The organism is Roseibium sp. SCP14, from assembly GCF_040329475.1.
In the GTDB taxonomy this organism is placed as follows: Bacteria; Pseudomonadota; Alphaproteobacteria; order Rhizobiales; family Stappiaceae; genus Roseibium.
Genome location: NZ_JBDZYH010000003.1, coordinates 188,174 through 201,286, shown reverse-complemented (window position 1 = coordinate 201,286; position 13,113 = coordinate 188,174). Strand labels below are relative to the sequence as shown.

Annotated in this window: 15 protein-coding genes; 5 read left to right on the top strand and 10 right to left on the bottom strand. The window is 54.9% G+C overall.

Annotated elements, in window-relative coordinates; translation table 11 throughout:
• The first annotated feature begins 57 nt into the window (after positions 1–57).
• Positions 58–1,755, top strand: coding sequence for a serine hydrolase (locus ABLQ08_RS13715; RefSeq protein ID WP_352943139.1), 1,698 nt, complete (start codon positions 58–60; stop codon positions 1,753–1,755).
• A 17-nt stretch (positions 1,756–1,772) separates the two neighbouring features.
• On the opposite strand, the gene ABLQ08_RS13710 is transcribed toward ABLQ08_RS13715, so the two are convergent.
• The 3 genes from ABLQ08_RS13710 to ABLQ08_RS13700 form a co-directional block, all read right to left on the bottom strand.
• The gene (locus ABLQ08_RS13710; RefSeq protein ID WP_352943136.1) at positions 1,773–2,480 is read right to left on the bottom strand and encodes a DnaJ domain-containing protein; all 708 of its coding nucleotides are present in this window, start codon (positions 2,478–2,480) and stop codon (positions 1,773–1,775) included.
• Entirely contained in the window at positions 2,477–3,217 is a 741-nt protein-coding gene (locus tag ABLQ08_RS13705) for a VWA domain-containing protein (RefSeq protein ID WP_352943134.1), read from the bottom strand. Before ABLQ08_RS13705 ends, ABLQ08_RS13710 begins: the two co-directional genes overlap by 4 nt.
• A gap of 212 nt (positions 3,218–3,429) precedes the next feature.
• Positions 3,430–3,864 (bottom strand): DUF1489 family protein, encoded by a 435-nt coding sequence (locus ABLQ08_RS13700; RefSeq protein ID WP_352943131.1) that lies wholly within the window; start codon positions 3,862–3,864, stop codon positions 3,430–3,432.
• 121 nt (positions 3,865–3,985) lie between these two features.
• Between ABLQ08_RS13700 and ABLQ08_RS13695 the strand changes: the two genes are divergently transcribed.
• Together ABLQ08_RS13695 and ABLQ08_RS13690 are read left to right on the top strand one after the other, a co-directional pair.
• Positions 3,986–4,870, top strand: a complete 885-nt coding sequence (locus ABLQ08_RS13695; protein ID WP_352943128.1) for an SDR family oxidoreductase — start codon at positions 3,986–3,988, stop codon at positions 4,868–4,870.
• A gap of 118 nt (positions 4,871–4,988) precedes the next feature.
• A complete protein-coding gene (locus ABLQ08_RS13690) occupies positions 4,989–5,540 on the top strand; it encodes a hypothetical protein (protein ID WP_352943125.1) in 552 nt (183 codons plus the stop codon).
• 70 nt (positions 5,541–5,610) lie between these two features.
• Here the strand turns inward: ABLQ08_RS13690 and ABLQ08_RS13685 are convergent, their stop codons facing one another.
• Positions 5,611–5,733: a hypothetical protein gene (locus ABLQ08_RS13685; RefSeq protein ID WP_352944439.1), complete on the bottom strand. Its 123-nt coding sequence runs from the start codon at positions 5,731–5,733 to the stop codon at positions 5,611–5,613.
• Positions 5,734–6,006: 273 nt separating this feature from the next.
• On the opposite strand from ABLQ08_RS13685, the gene ABLQ08_RS13680 reads away from it, so the two are divergent.
• Positions 6,007–6,762, top strand: coding sequence for a DUF599 domain-containing protein (locus ABLQ08_RS13680; protein ID WP_352943123.1), 756 nt, complete (start codon positions 6,007–6,009; stop codon positions 6,760–6,762).
• Here ABLQ08_RS13680 and ABLQ08_RS13675 read toward each other — a convergent pair.
• Positions 6,648–7,895, bottom strand: a complete 1,248-nt coding sequence (locus ABLQ08_RS13675; RefSeq protein WP_352943121.1) for an adenylate/guanylate cyclase domain-containing protein — start codon at positions 7,893–7,895, stop codon at positions 6,648–6,650. The two genes, ABLQ08_RS13680 and ABLQ08_RS13675, sit on opposite strands and share 115 nt — an antisense overlap.
• Positions 7,896–8,001: 106 nt before the next feature.
• Positions 8,002–8,805 (bottom strand): YdcF family protein, encoded by an 804-nt coding sequence (locus ABLQ08_RS13670; RefSeq protein WP_352943118.1) that lies wholly within the window; start codon positions 8,803–8,805, stop codon positions 8,002–8,004.
• Positions 8,806–9,333: 528 nt separating this feature from the next.
• Between ABLQ08_RS13670 and ABLQ08_RS13665 the strand changes: the two genes are divergently transcribed.
• Positions 9,334–9,738, top strand: coding sequence for a Clp protease ClpP (locus tag ABLQ08_RS13665; RefSeq protein ID WP_352943116.1), 405 nt, complete (start codon positions 9,334–9,336; stop codon positions 9,736–9,738).
• Between the two features lie 93 nt (positions 9,739–9,831).
• Here ABLQ08_RS13665 and ABLQ08_RS13660 read toward each other — a convergent pair whose 3' ends face one another.
• From ABLQ08_RS13660 to ABLQ08_RS13645, 4 genes are all read right to left on the bottom strand, one after another.
• Positions 9,832–10,446, bottom strand: coding sequence for an ATP-dependent Clp protease proteolytic subunit (locus ABLQ08_RS13660; protein ID WP_352943113.1), 615 nt, complete (start codon positions 10,444–10,446; stop codon positions 9,832–9,834).
• 184 nt (positions 10,447–10,630) lie between these two features.
• Positions 10,631–11,488 (bottom strand): adenylate/guanylate cyclase domain-containing protein, encoded by an 858-nt coding sequence (locus tag ABLQ08_RS13655; protein ID WP_352943110.1) that lies wholly within the window; start codon positions 11,486–11,488, stop codon positions 10,631–10,633.
• A 120-nt stretch (positions 11,489–11,608) separates the two neighbouring features.
• Positions 11,609–12,013, bottom strand: a complete 405-nt coding sequence (locus tag ABLQ08_RS13650) for an ACT domain-containing protein (protein WP_352943109.1) — start codon at positions 12,011–12,013, stop codon at positions 11,609–11,611.
• Between the two features lie 97 nt (positions 12,014–12,110).
• Positions 12,111–13,091: an agmatinase gene (locus tag ABLQ08_RS13645; RefSeq protein WP_352943106.1), complete on the bottom strand. Its 981-nt coding sequence runs from the start codon at positions 13,089–13,091 to the stop codon at positions 12,111–12,113.
• Positions 13,092–13,113 lie beyond the last annotated feature (22 nt).

The following is a 13,113-nucleotide window of genomic DNA, read 5'->3' as shown; positions in this document are numbered from 1 at the left end:
CTACCGCTCCGGAAACGAACCCGAGTGACCCGAAATGGGATAGTAACTGTGTTTGGTATGCGTATTCTCCGCAATGCAAAAGCTGTTGTGCGCCTCGGCAAGGCACTTGCCCTTGGCGCATTGCTTCTCGGCGCGCCGGCTGCTGCATTGGCAAACTCCAAATATGCCGGCATCGTGGTTGACGCGAAAACCGGTAAGACACTTTATGCGTCGTCGGCAGACGCCTATAGGTATCCAGCCTCGCTGACGAAAATCATGACCCTCTATGTGGTTTTCGAAGAGCTTGAGGCCGGCCGTCTTTCATTGAATTCCCGGCTGAAGGTTTCCAAATACGCTGCCGGACGGCCACCTTCAAAACTTGGCTTGAAAGCCGGCACAACGATCAAAGTCAAGGACGCCATCTTGGCGCTCGTCACCAAGTCGGCTAACGACGTGGCGACCGTTGTGGCGGAAAATATCGGTGGTTCGGAAAAGCGATTTGCCGAGCGCATGACCCGGACTGCGCGTCAACTTGGCATGAAAAAGACCACGTTCCGCAACCCGCATGGGTTGCCCAATTCCGGTCAGCGCACCACCGCACGCGACATGGCGACGCTCGGCCGCGCGATCCAGGAACACTACCCGCAATATTACGGCTATTTCAAAACCCGTGCCTACAAGTACAAGGGCCGCACTTACGGCAACCACAACAAGCTTCTGGGCCGCGTGAAAGGCGTTGACGGGATCAAGACCGGCTATATCCGAGCATCCGGCTTCAATCTCGTGACGTCGGTAAACACCGGCGGTCGTCAGATCGTGGCAGTGGTCATGGGTGGCAAATCGGGTGCTTCCCGCAATGCGCAGATGACCAAGCTCATCAACCGTTATCTGTCAAAAGCAACCCGGGGCAAGAAAACTGTTCCGATGATTGCCAAGCGTTCCGTAAAGCCGACTTTTGTGGCTGCTTCAATCAAGAACCCGCCTGCGCCTGTTGCAAAACCAGGTCGTGAACCTGCTCCAGCGACAGGCAGCCCGATGGTTCTTGCCCTGGCCGCTCCAACAAAGCCTGTTAAAGCCCCGACACCAGCTGCCGCCGCCGCTGCGCTGGCTGATACTGCACCACAAACAGTTCCCGGCTTTGGAGATGCTATCCCCGTCCCGCCGAGGATCGTGAAGCAGCGCTTTGACAGCACTTTTGCCGTTGCCACTGCTCTGCCGCCGATCCCGCCTCAGGGCCCGGACGGCACCTTGACCACCAATTCCATCTCCAAGAGCGCTCTTCTGCAGGCCGCTCGTGCGGAGGCACTTAAGCTTGGAACACCGACGGCAGAAACGGCACCGGCCGACCTGCCGAAGACGATTGAGGTTGCTACGGTAAAAATCGAAACTGTTCCGGCAATTGCCGTTGGCGCCGCCTCGCCTGAACCAGTTACCGCCGTGACAAGCGTTCAAACTGCTACGGTGACACCAATTACCGAAGACAAGGATGACACGGTCACAGTCGCAACCAGCGACACGCCCGACATCGAGCCGGGTTGGCAGGTTCAGATCGCAGCGGCAGAAACCGAAGGCCAGGCAATCACCATGCTGAAAAAGGCCAAGGCAAAGGCCGGAGCAGCTCTTCGTGGCCGCTCACCTTATACCGAACCAGTCGAAGCAAGCGGCAAGACCCTTTACCGGGCTCGCTTCGTAGGCTTTGAAACGAAATCCGCAGCCCGAAAGGCCTGCAGAACCCTGAAGAAGGCAAAATACGCCTGCTTCGCCATCTATCAGTAATCGCGTAACGGATGCCGTCAATGTCTTCTGAGAAGCGTGTCTTTAGCCTCGTTGATTTTCGCCGCGAGGAAACTGGAGCCCCCCTGGTCGGGATGAACCCGCATCATAAGCCTGCGGTGCGCGGCTCGAATTTCCGCGTCCCCGGCATCGGGCGTAAGCCCCAGGATCTGGTAGGCCTCCTCATCTGTCATGGGGCCCGTGCTCGTCGCGCTTCCCTGCCCCTCTGCTCCATCAGACTGGAAGTGTTCACGCCATCCGGCAAGCCGGCGGTCGAGATAAGCTTCGACTAACTTGCGGCTTTGTTCGTCCTGGGCTGCTTCCTGCCAAAAGGCATGAAGCTCCTCGTTGCTCAGTTCATCCAGCCTGCGGCCCTGAAACCCGCCGGCAAGCACGGTACCGGTCATGGCTCCGGAGTCATGATCCAGTTCCATTTCCACCATCGCGGTGCGAACTCGCGATCTTTGCCCCTCTGATTTCCGCGGCTTGTAACCTCCGGACAGTTTGCGAAAACCGGCCGCCCCAAGAAGCGACACTCCAAGCCCGAAGATCGGAATGGCGAATACGACCCGTCCTCCGATGGCAAAAAGCGCCGCGATCGCTATCAACAGCACTCCGCCATAAGTCCTCACGCTTTGAGCAAGTGTTGCCGGATTGGCTTGTACGAAACTTCGTCCTGCCAGCAAGAGGACGAGAAGCAGGATCAGTCCGATCAGAAGATAGATCATTTGGCCGGTTTTAGTTGTTCCAACAGCAGGCGGGCACCTTGCCCACCGCTTCTTTCAAGCGCTTGAAGCGCCGAATGTCCACCGCTCGCAAACACCGCAACGGCTTTCAAAAGCTCCGACAGTTGTTTCGCGGAGCCGGCATCGAACGGACAGTAGGCTCCATTGGTAAGCCTCGCCATTTCCCGGAAGGCACGTTCTGCCACTGCGTCCCGCCCCTCCTGAAATAGAAACATCGGTACTCCGCGCAAGCCGAGTTCTCCTGCCTTGTCGCACAGATTGTCTACATCCTCCTCCATGCAGTCCCCCACATAGACGAGCGCCGCGATCTTCTCCTTGTCGGCCGCCGTCAGGGCAGCGGTTAGAACTTTGCGAATTTGCGTGCGCCCGCCCTGGCAGGAAATACGGCTCATCGCGTTCGCGAGTTCTCCTCCATGCTCGAACCAGCGGGAAGCCTTGCACTCACCGAACCCGCGAAAATACACAAGTTTGATCTTCAACCCGCCGATCTTGCCGGCTTCCTGAAACATCTCTGCCTGGATATGACACGCCTGGTCCCAGGTCGGTTGACGACTCATTGTTGCATCAAGCGCGAATATCAGCCTTCCGCTACTGCCCGGCTGAGGCTTGATCTGCTTGGCCTTGTCCAGAAACGCGGAAATATCAGAAGCAGCAGACGGAAAACTGGTTTTTTGCTGTTGAACCAGACCTTCCTTCTTGGTGCCGCTGGTTTTTGCCATCCTGCCCTTCCTTCCTGCCTGTTCCTGTTATTGAAATTGGGACTGTCAAAGCAGTTTGGCAAGATTGCTGACACACTCTCCACGAGAGTCAGCATATGAATCGAACGGCAAAGTGTCGTTTGGTACGCAACCAAGGACAAAACAGCTCGACCAGGCACTTCAGATCGACATCGACAGGATCAGCCGTCAAATTGAATCCGGCCTGATTTCAATTATAGAAGGCAGAGTTCGGTCAGATCCCTGCGCATGGCGTCTGACATGGACGCTGCCTCGCCGGCAACGCGCATGTCCGCCGGAGCTTCATCCACCTTCAGGTAACGCCACCCCTGAAACGGTCTTTTGGGTTGGTATCTTGTCAGTATCAGCCGCGGTTCCATAACGAGATCGCAACGTTTGATACCGGCCTCATCGGTAAACGGACGAATATCCAACAGGTGTTGGCGAGCCTGTATCTTACCCTTGATTACCCAATAGAGCGATCCGCCATCCAGCAGCTCATCCTTGCGTGTCGGCACCATACGCGTTGTATGTGTGGTTTCTTCTGGAAGCCCGGCCAAACGTGCCTGTTCGACCCGGTAGTCGATCCAGGCCTGCAACGATTCAGCACTGTCGGCGCCAACGCACAATTTCACGAGATGCAAGGTCATATCTTTGACCTAACAGCCCTGTAGCCAAGGTCAAGCGGGAGATTTCAAACGCCGGTGGATTGTGTGGGAGGAACCCCTGCTTGGTCTTGCGCGTCTTCGCTTAAAGGAGTTCTCTTTATCTATGGACGTTTTTGTGACTGGCGGGACCGGGTGCATCGGATCCGCGGTGGTGAAGAAACTGGTTCGAGAGGATTTGCGTGTCATTGGCCTGGCAAGGTCCGATGCTGCGACCGAGAAGCTGAGAGCCTTGGGAGCGAGTGCGTATCCTGGAGACTTGCGAAGCCCTGACAGCTGGGTCTCGCGGGCAGCATCCTGTGATGCCGTCATCCACACAGGTGCAACGTTCACTGAGGATATGGGGCGTGTCGACCGGCAAAGCATGCTTGCGCTCAAACAGGCGGCAAAACACCGAAAGCAACCCCTACAGATCGTCTACACTGGTGGAATCTGGCTCTATCCTGCCTCGCAGGATGACAAGGTCATCACGGAAAAAACACCGTTTGCCCCGCTTCCCGCATTCCGCTTCATGTCGGAGACAATTCGCACTTTGTCCCATGGAACGGACTTGAACCTAACAGTCGTTCATCCAGCTCTCGTTTGCAGCCAATCAGCAGGGCCAATCGCAGATATGACCAGGGCATTAAAAGCAGGTGAACCGTTTGAAACCCGGGCGACGGCTTCAACAATCTGGCCTCTGATCGAAGTAGGCGACCTCGCCACCCTTTATCTGCTGGCCATTCGAAACGCTCGCTTCAGGATGTCGCTGATCGCAGGAAGCATTCCCGGAATATCGGTTGGCCATCTTGCCTCACATATCTCCGCAAGGCATGGAAGACCGCTTGAATTAGCATCTGCGCCAGCGCCGCAAGAATCTGCTGTCGACCAGGATTGGGCAGCCGGATACGCCCTTTCCCAAAGAATCGATGTCTCGCATGCGCAGCGGGCGACGGGCTGGCGACCGGAGCTTTCCACAATCGAAGACCTGGTCGTCACTTTGTCCAGGTAACGCAGCCGGGGCTCAAGCCCTTTGAACACAATCGCGAATTCGCCGATCAACCACGCATCGAATACTTTCTAAAGCATTGGGATATATGATTACCTGGACATGACTTCTGGGGCGGGCAATGCTGAGAACACTCACTGTATTTCTATTTTCCATTTTCCTTTCCATCCACGTTTCAACCGCCAAAGCCGTGCAATCAGGCAAGTACAAGGTGATCAATACTGACGGCTTCGTTCAGCACGAGGGAAAACGAACACAGCTCGAAACGAAGCGCAAACCGGGATTGGCAACAGTCGAACATGCCCCGGATGATAGCCTTTTTCTGGATATCAACGGATCAACGATTCGCCTCTTTCCAATTGAAAACGGACTTGCGGCTTTGAAATGGAATTCACAGGGCACCACCCTTCTGCATGACACCGATGTCCTTGCTCTGATTGAAGTCGGCGACCCGTCAAATGTCGCCGCGTGGGGAGCAGATCTCGCGTGGCCGGACACAATCAGAACGCAACTGGTCCTTTTCACGCTCAGTTCCAATGCATTCGCTGGTTTTCTGGTCAGCGAGACAGAGGGCAAAACGATCGTTCGGCAGATGGAATTTCGGCAGGTCTTCGGTCCGTCCAACCGGCCTCACACTTCGACGCATTCAAATGTCGCGGCAAAAACTAGATAGAAATCAGGCCTGAAAACATTAAAGGCGCAGCCTGCCGCTGCGCCTTTAATCTGAAAACGTCCCGTTGAACTTACTTGGCAACGGCGACGGCTTGTTGTGCACTTTCCACGTCGTTGAACAGCACGATCATCGTCAATGCGAGACCAACTGCAGCGACAGTCCAGAGAGTGACGCTCCAACAAGATTTCTGCACGTTTTCGTCCATAAAGCCCTACACTTTGTTATGCGGCGCCAGCCCCCTGCGAGTTCAAATATGGCGCCATTGAGGCGAGGAGGTAAACGATCGCTTACCATTTCGCAAGCGCAAAAAGCGTGCAGCTGCTCACCCATTTTTGCAGACCTGGAAATCTGCACGGTTCTTCAGAGGTTTACGGTTAATTATGCCTCCCCTTAGAGATGCGGGCATTCTCTGATAATAGATTTAGAGCTGCCGGATTCGGCATCATTCTTGCCTGAAAGGACTTCGATGCAATCGCTCTCGCATCTGGATTTTGCTGCTGCGGCCTGGTTTCTTCTGGCTTGGTTCGGCTTCAATCTTCTGATCGATGTCAGTCCCCTGCGCAAGAAGACACTGTCCTATGCAATGGACGACTACCGGCGAGGCTGGATGATCTCCATGTGCCTGCGCGAAGTTCGGATCATGGACACGGCAATCATGTCCGGTCTTCAACAAGGTACTGCGTTCTTTGCGTCCACTTCGCTCCTGGCAATCGGCGGCGGATTCGCGCTTCTGGATGCGACTGAACGCATCGTCCAGGTAGCAGGCGATCTGTCTATTCCGGTCGCAGACAGCCGCGCACTATGGGAAATCAAGGTGCTCGGCCTGATGCTGATCTTTGCCTACGGATTTTTCAAGTTCGGCTGGGCTTACCGCCTTTTCAATTATGCAAGCATCGTCATGGGCGCGGTGCCCGAAAAAGGCAACGCCTCAGACGAGGAAATCAGGAAAATGGCTATGCAGGCCGGCGAACTGAATGTGCTCGCCGGTCGTCACTTCAATCGAGGTCAAAGAGCTTTTTTCTTTGCTATCGGCTTTCTGGGGTGGTTCGCCGGACCTTACGTATTTGCATCCACTACCCTGGCGGTGCTTCTGGTGCTCATTCGTCGTCAGTTTGCCTCAAGAGCAAGGTCTGCGGTCTTGTCAGGGCAGTATCCGAACTTGGGATCTCCCGTTAGATCCGGCGAATACACAGCTACCGGATCATCGAAGCCTTTCACCTGATAGCGACCGTAAAGGCCGGATCGACATCCCATGATTTCCGACAAAGCGTCAGATACCAGAACCTGGCGCTCCAGGTCCTTGGCCAGCTCTGCGATGCGTGCAGCCAGATTGACCACGGGTCCAACCACGGTAAAGTCCAAACGGGTTTCACTGCCGACATTACCGTAGAACACGTCACCTGCATGCAGGGCGATACCAACGCTCATATCAGGTGTCGCATGGCAGGTGTTCGAAGTGTTGATGGCCTCGATGCGCTTCAAGGTGTCTCGGGCGGCCAAAAGCGCCCTCATAGCGGCTTCTCTGGCTTCTTCTTGCGTTTCATACGGGAAGATTGCCATCACTTCATCACCGATGAACTTCAGCACCTCACCGCCATGCGCTTCAACCGCCGCCGTCATGGCACCGAAATACTTGTTCAGGAACACTACGATCTTGTCGGCCGGCAGAGTATTTGAAAGCCGGGTGAAGCCACGAATATCGGCAAAGCTGACCACCGCCTTGATCCACTCTCCCTCGCCGCGCCGGGTCGTGCCGTCCAGAACTCTGGATCCCGCTCTTGGACCTACATAGGTGTCCAGAACCGTTTCGGCGGTCCTGCGAAGCGTCTTCAGTTCACAGACCAGTGCCAAAGGTCGGATCAGGGACTCAAACACGCTTAGATGTGAACCGGAAAAACCGCCAGGAGCCTTTGTCGCGAAACTCGCAACTTTGACGGAACCATCGGAGAACGGCATCGGCAGAGACACGTAGTCCGTATACCCTTCTTCGCGCAGGTCGACGGTGATGGGAAATTCATCAGCAGCCTCAGGGCTGCGCTCGATCTTCACACGAACGGGTTTCAGAGTTTCGTGAACACGTTTGATCGGGCTTTTCGTATAGTCCTCGTCGGAACTGTTGTCGGAGGTATAAAGCCGCAGCTCACTGGTGCCATCGCTTGCCCACAGCGATTGCTCTGCGCGCACATTCGGATGAACAACCCAGATGCCAGTGCTCGCCCGGTCAACTGGCACATTGCCGGCACGCAGGCGTTCAGCCATTTCGCTTACGATTTCAAGCGTTCCATCCAGTTGTGAGGCGTCGCTGTAGAGCCACTGCACAACGTCTGCCGTAACAATCGGCGCTTCGAGGACCATCTGCCCACGTCCTTTCAAATCCCTGAGACCGTTAACATATGGTGCGGCGCGGCATCTTGTAAAAGAGGCAAAATTCAAAAACAGCAGGTAAGATTAAAGTGTTTTTTTAATCCTTTGGCCCTGGAAAGAACGATGTGCTGCGACCAGTCAGCCTGTAGACGACCAAGCCGACCCATTCCTTGAAGGCCACGTCAAATCGCCGCATCCCTTTGGACGCCCCGCTGAAACCCAGGGTTTTATCCTCTTCTCCACGCGTCCTGTAGTCCACGGGATAGGCAGTCAGGCCGGTCCATCCGGCCTTTTCGAACACGCCCATGGACCTGGGCATATGATATGCGGAGGTGACCAGTAGCCATTTTTGACCAGATTGAGGATCCACCAGATCCTTGGAGAAGACAGCATTCTCCCAAGTGTTTCGGGAAACGTCTTCCAGGATCACTCTGTCCGGCGTAATGCCGAAGTCCTCAAACAGCCTTGCCGCACCTTCTGCCTCGGTCGCCTGTGCGCTAACGATAACACCATGGCCTCCTGTATGAACGATCTTTGCATCAGGAAGTCTTCCGGCCAGACGCGCGGTGATGGTTATGCGCTCTCCGGAAGTTGTCAAAGCCGTATCGCCGCGGCCTCCCGTTACGATAGTGTCGACAGCGCCGCCAAGAACGATGATGCCGTCAAACCTGCCATTTAGCTCTGGGCGCGGAAATCGCTCCTCCAAAGGTAGAATCAGCCAGTTGGCCGCCGGAGAAAAACCACAGACAATCAGTCCGAACACACCTACCCATGCGAGTCGTCGACCACTCTTCTGCCATTTCCCGAATGCCGTTAGGATCAGCCCCAGCAATACGAGTGCGACTAGGAAATTGGACGGCTGAATGAAGAAATATCCGATTTTTGCGAGATAAAAGAACATGCGTCGGTTCCATGGAAAGTCACTTAAGTTTAAAATCGAAGATAGCAGAGCCCTGGAACAGAACAGGCCGTTTTCCCGACAGGCACCCGTCGATTTTTTCATGATGACCAGATTGGTGCGCTGCCAATTCTGACAATGTCAACTCCTGAACAGCATAGAACTGAAGTGCGCCAATCATACAGTGAGGGCAACATTCGTGCGATGACCGCCGGTTCAGAGCCTGTAGGAGGAAATCAGAATACGGTGTATTTTCAATGATTTAACAAGTCGATTTTTGACCCGGGGCGGCACGGAAGATCCACATATACGTAATAAATCCGTAATCCAATTGACACAAACTCAAGAGAAGCTTCTGCCCGAGTTTGACGGCGTACGGCGAGATTGCCTTTGTGAAGACACGCTTTCTCGAGCGGGAAAAAGATTGTCGATTTTCGCAAAGGTATTAATCGTGATGGACGTCACAGGGGCGTGAACACAACTGCGGCAAGTTAGGGGTGTAACGTCAACGACTAAGTCGAGGGTAATCAAATGACGCTCTATTTGAAACTCGGAGGGCGCGATGCAATCATCCGTGTTATGCCGCGCCTGCAAGCCCGACTTGAACAGGACGCATGCTTTGATAATGCAGGGTTCCGCAAGGAATTTGAACACTCAGATGATCTGACGGAATTCCTGATTTTTCTCTCCGGTGGTGCGCCCTATTATGAGGGAAAACCCATCTGCAGTCTGCTTTCCCCGATTTGCACATGTTCGGATGTCTATGAACGGTTCGTGGATCATCTGGTTGCAGTGTTTTTTGCCGGACAAGATGACCAGAACGATGAAGCGCATCTTCGTGAATTGATGACGCGCCTTCGTCCTCAGGTACTGGACCCCAAGCCGGTCTCTCCCATCCTCGTCTATTCGGTCGAACAGGAAACTCTGAGCGCCTGACCGAGCGCCTGACGCCGTTACGACCAGATTAAGACGCAAAAAAACGCCGACGGTATTAACCGAAGGCGTTTTTTGCTTGAAAAGCAGCTTTTCTTAGCCGAGCTCGTCAACACTGGTGACAACCTTGCCAACGAGACCGTATTCGATCCCCTCTTCAGGACTCATCCAGTAATCGCGATCGGTATCCTTTTCGATGCGCTCAATAGGCTGGCCTGTCGCATCCGCAAAAATCTTGTTCAGGCGGTCACGCATCTTGATGATTTCCTTGGCCTGGATTTCGATATCCGTTGCCATGCCGCCGGCCCCGCCGGACGGTTGGTGGAGAAGGAAACGGGTGTTGGGCGTGCAGAAACGCTTGTCTTTCGGCACCGAAACGTAAATCAGTGCACCGGCACTGGCGACCCAACCCATCCCCAGAATACGGACCTCCGGGGCAATGAACTTGATCGTGTCATGGATCATGTCACCGGATTCGACATGTCCACCGGGCGAAGAAACAATCACTGTGATCGGATCATTGGAAACCTGCGCCAATGCCAGAAGACGGGCACAGACGTCGCGGGCCATGTCCTGGGTCACCGGACCGGTGATCAGAACGGTGCGCGCTTCGAACAGATGCTTGTCAACCTGGATTGACGGCTGGCCCTTGGATTTGTCCTCGTCTTCATCGTCGAGGCGTGCAGGCACCGTGGTCGAATAGTTTTTCATGCGCAGGATTAAGCTCCCTTGGCTGTTGGCCGGATATCCGGCGTTTTCAACGGACTCACGGAATGATCCGCGGCCCTGGCATTAGTCCATGTGTAAGCGATGTCACGAGCACTCGCAATTCATGAGAACCTGAATAGCGTGAAAAGAGTTATCAGATTGGCAACGATGCGCAGATCCCTCCGGTTCATTCACCACGCTGCGTGTGTCCACTCGGAGTTTTTTCCCGTCTTCCGACCACCACATGCCAAGCCAGCATTGCCGCAAATGGCAACGAGGGCCAGACGAACCAGAGTGTGGACAAACCGGACGTCACCAAATTCAAAAAAAAGAAGAACCCGATCATGACAACGCAACTGCGTATCCGGCGCGGCTGCGCTCTCAACCAGCGGCGCGCCTTTTCAAATCCGTTGGCGACCGCCTGGGTGTCCTTGTCCCACTGCGGATGGCCGGCTTTACCCGAGACTTCATCCGCCGTCCCGGAACCGTTGGAAGCATCTTGGACAGTTTCAGCCTCGTTCCGCCCGCCCAATCGAACAGAATAGGTCTCTACCGGTTCGCTGACGTTCTTGACCTGTTGAGGTCCCAATGGGTCGAAACCGAGGGCCATCTTGGTTTTGACCTGGTCATAAACGGATTGCGACAACATGATGCCGCCCTTCGGGGCGAGTTCCTGCAGTCGCGCGGCAACATTCACGCCATCACCGTAGATATCCTCGCCCTCGACCATGATGTCACCGAGGTTGATCCCGATCCTGAATTCCATTCTGGTCATGTCTGGAATAGAGGCGTTCCGATTTGACAGTTCGTTCTGAATGTCGACGGCACATTGAACGGCTTCCATCACGGACACGAATTCGATGATGACCGCATCGCCCCAGGTGTTGACGATACGACCGTTGTGGCGCTCTGTCAGCGCGGACATGACCGAACGGTAAGCCTTCAACCGGTCAAGCGTGCCGTCTTCGTCCCGCTCCATGAGCTTGGAATACTGCGCCACATCCGCGCACATTACGGCAGCCAGACGCCGCCTCACCCGTTGCATGCTTTTACCCCTGATTGGCTCAAGCTTAGGAATGGTAAGCCCACGCTGGAATTACAAGGGCAAATCGTCCTTTAACATCAAGCGACGTCTAATAATCTGTTCATTCTGCGAAGGAGGATATCAGGCCTTGTCAGCCAGCTCTCGCAATACCGTCAATGCATCCTCGGCTCGCTCCGCCGGAACGAAGACATGATCGTGAAAAAATGCAGCAACAACATTGGCAGAGATGCCTTCTTGAGCAAGAGCTACGGAAATTGCCGCAGTCAGTCCAACGGCCGCCAGTGACGAGTGTACCGTCAATGTGATTCTTCGGAACCATTCGGCTTCTGCAAGGCCAAGTTCCCGCGCGCGGCCGACCGGCAAAATCGCAGTCAGTCCCTCGGTTTCGGTAAAAAGACCTACCGGTTCAAATTCCGCCATTTCCGCGATGCTCTTTGATGCGAAAGTGCAAAACACGTACGGCTCAGGATCGAGCATCGGTCGCATGTGAGAGATCAGCGTTTTCAAATCGGTTTCGCCGGACATTCCACAACTCTGGTAGCAGGTGACACTTTGGTACCTCGTCAATGTCGCAAACGAGGCGATCGAAAAGCAGGAGCACAATTAATGGGAACAAGCCCTCCTATGCGGCAGGATCACCCGTTCCAGATACGTGCAAGGCCATGTTGCACAAGAGTTCGAACATGATCGACACCCCCAGAAAAGCCGTTCCACCGCTCGCATCGAAGGGCGGCGACACTTCTACAAGATCCGCTCCGATGATGTTGACACCTTTCAGGAACCTTGCAACCTGCAGCGCCTGAAAAGAGTTCGGACCGCCAACTTCCGGCGTTCCGGTTCCAGGGGCAAAGGCGGGATCGACAAAATCGATATCGTAGGAAACGTAGGTTTTTCCATCCCCTGCAACCTCTCTGGCTTCCTGCATGACATCTTCCACGCCCCGGCTGTGAAATTCCTCGATGGGAATGACCCGAATGCCCACGCTTTGTGCAAAATCTCTATCTTCCGTGTCGTATGTCGTGCCGCGTATGCCAATCTGGATAACCCGCTTCGGATCGAGCAATCCTTCTTCGACAGCCCGACGAAACGGTGTTCCATGGGTGAATTTCATGCCACCGAAATAGCTTTCATAGAGATCGGTGTGACTGTCGAAATGAATCATGCCCACAGGTCCCGGCCTGGCGAGCGAGCGCAGGATCGGCAACGAACACAGATGATCGCCACCCGCTGAAAGCGGCACGATCCCGGCGTCGACAACCCGGTCGTAAAATGCCGTCATACGCCTGAGGCTGTCTTCGACACTGGCCGGATTGGGCCCGACATCCCCAAGATCGGCGCAATTGACCAGTTCGAAAGGCCGAATACCGGTCGCTCCGTTTTCGGCACGGATCATTGTCGACATATCGCGCAACTGGCGTGGACCGTGCCTTGGTCCCGGGCGGTTGGTCGTCCCGCCATCCCATGGCGTGCCGATGAGACCTATCTGAACGTCCGTTATCCTTGGATCGTCAAGGGCCACATGCGGCAGCCGCATGAAGGTCGGAACACCGGCAAACCTGGGAAGTTCAAATCCGGAAACGGGATGAAAATATGAATCAGACACTTGCGTCTCCCCGACCATTCCT

Excerpts from the sequence above, each read along its gene's own strand:
- ABLQ08_RS13715 (WP_352943139.1), top strand. The coding sequence starts at position 58 with ATGCGTATTCTCCGCAATGCAAAAGCTGTTGTGCGCCTCGGCAAGGCA.
- ABLQ08_RS13710 (WP_352943136.1), bottom strand. The coding sequence starts at position 2,480 with ATGATCTATCTTCTGATCGGACTGATCCTGCTTCTCGTCCTCTTGCTG.
- ABLQ08_RS13705 (WP_352943134.1), bottom strand. The coding sequence starts at position 3,217 with ATGGCAAAAACCAGCGGCACCAAGAAGGAAGGTCTGGTTCAACAGCAA.
- ABLQ08_RS13700 (WP_352943131.1), bottom strand. The coding sequence starts at position 3,864 with ATGACCTTGCATCTCGTGAAATTGTGCGTTGGCGCCGACAGTGCTGAA.
- ABLQ08_RS13695 (WP_352943128.1), top strand. The coding sequence starts at position 3,986 with ATGGACGTTTTTGTGACTGGCGGGACCGGGTGCATCGGATCCGCGGTG.
- ABLQ08_RS13690 (WP_352943125.1), top strand. The coding sequence starts at position 4,989 with ATGCTGAGAACACTCACTGTATTTCTATTTTCCATTTTCCTTTCCATC.
- ABLQ08_RS13680 (WP_352943123.1), top strand. The coding sequence starts at position 6,007 with ATGCAATCGCTCTCGCATCTGGATTTTGCTGCTGCGGCCTGGTTTCTT.
- ABLQ08_RS13675 (WP_352943121.1), bottom strand. The coding sequence starts at position 7,895 with ATGGTCCTCGAAGCGCCGATTGTTACGGCAGACGTTGTGCAGTGGCTC.
- ABLQ08_RS13670 (WP_352943118.1), bottom strand. The coding sequence starts at position 8,805 with ATGTTCTTTTATCTCGCAAAAATCGGATATTTCTTCATTCAGCCGTCC.
- ABLQ08_RS13665 (WP_352943116.1), top strand. The coding sequence starts at position 9,334 with ATGACGCTCTATTTGAAACTCGGAGGGCGCGATGCAATCATCCGTGTT.
- ABLQ08_RS13660 (WP_352943113.1), bottom strand. The coding sequence starts at position 10,446 with ATGAAAAACTATTCGACCACGGTGCCTGCACGCCTCGACGATGAAGAC.
- ABLQ08_RS13655 (WP_352943110.1), bottom strand. The coding sequence starts at position 11,488 with ATGCAACGGGTGAGGCGGCGTCTGGCTGCCGTAATGTGCGCGGATGTG.
- ABLQ08_RS13650 (WP_352943109.1), bottom strand. The coding sequence starts at position 12,013 with ATGTCCGGCGAAACCGATTTGAAAACGCTGATCTCTCACATGCGACCG.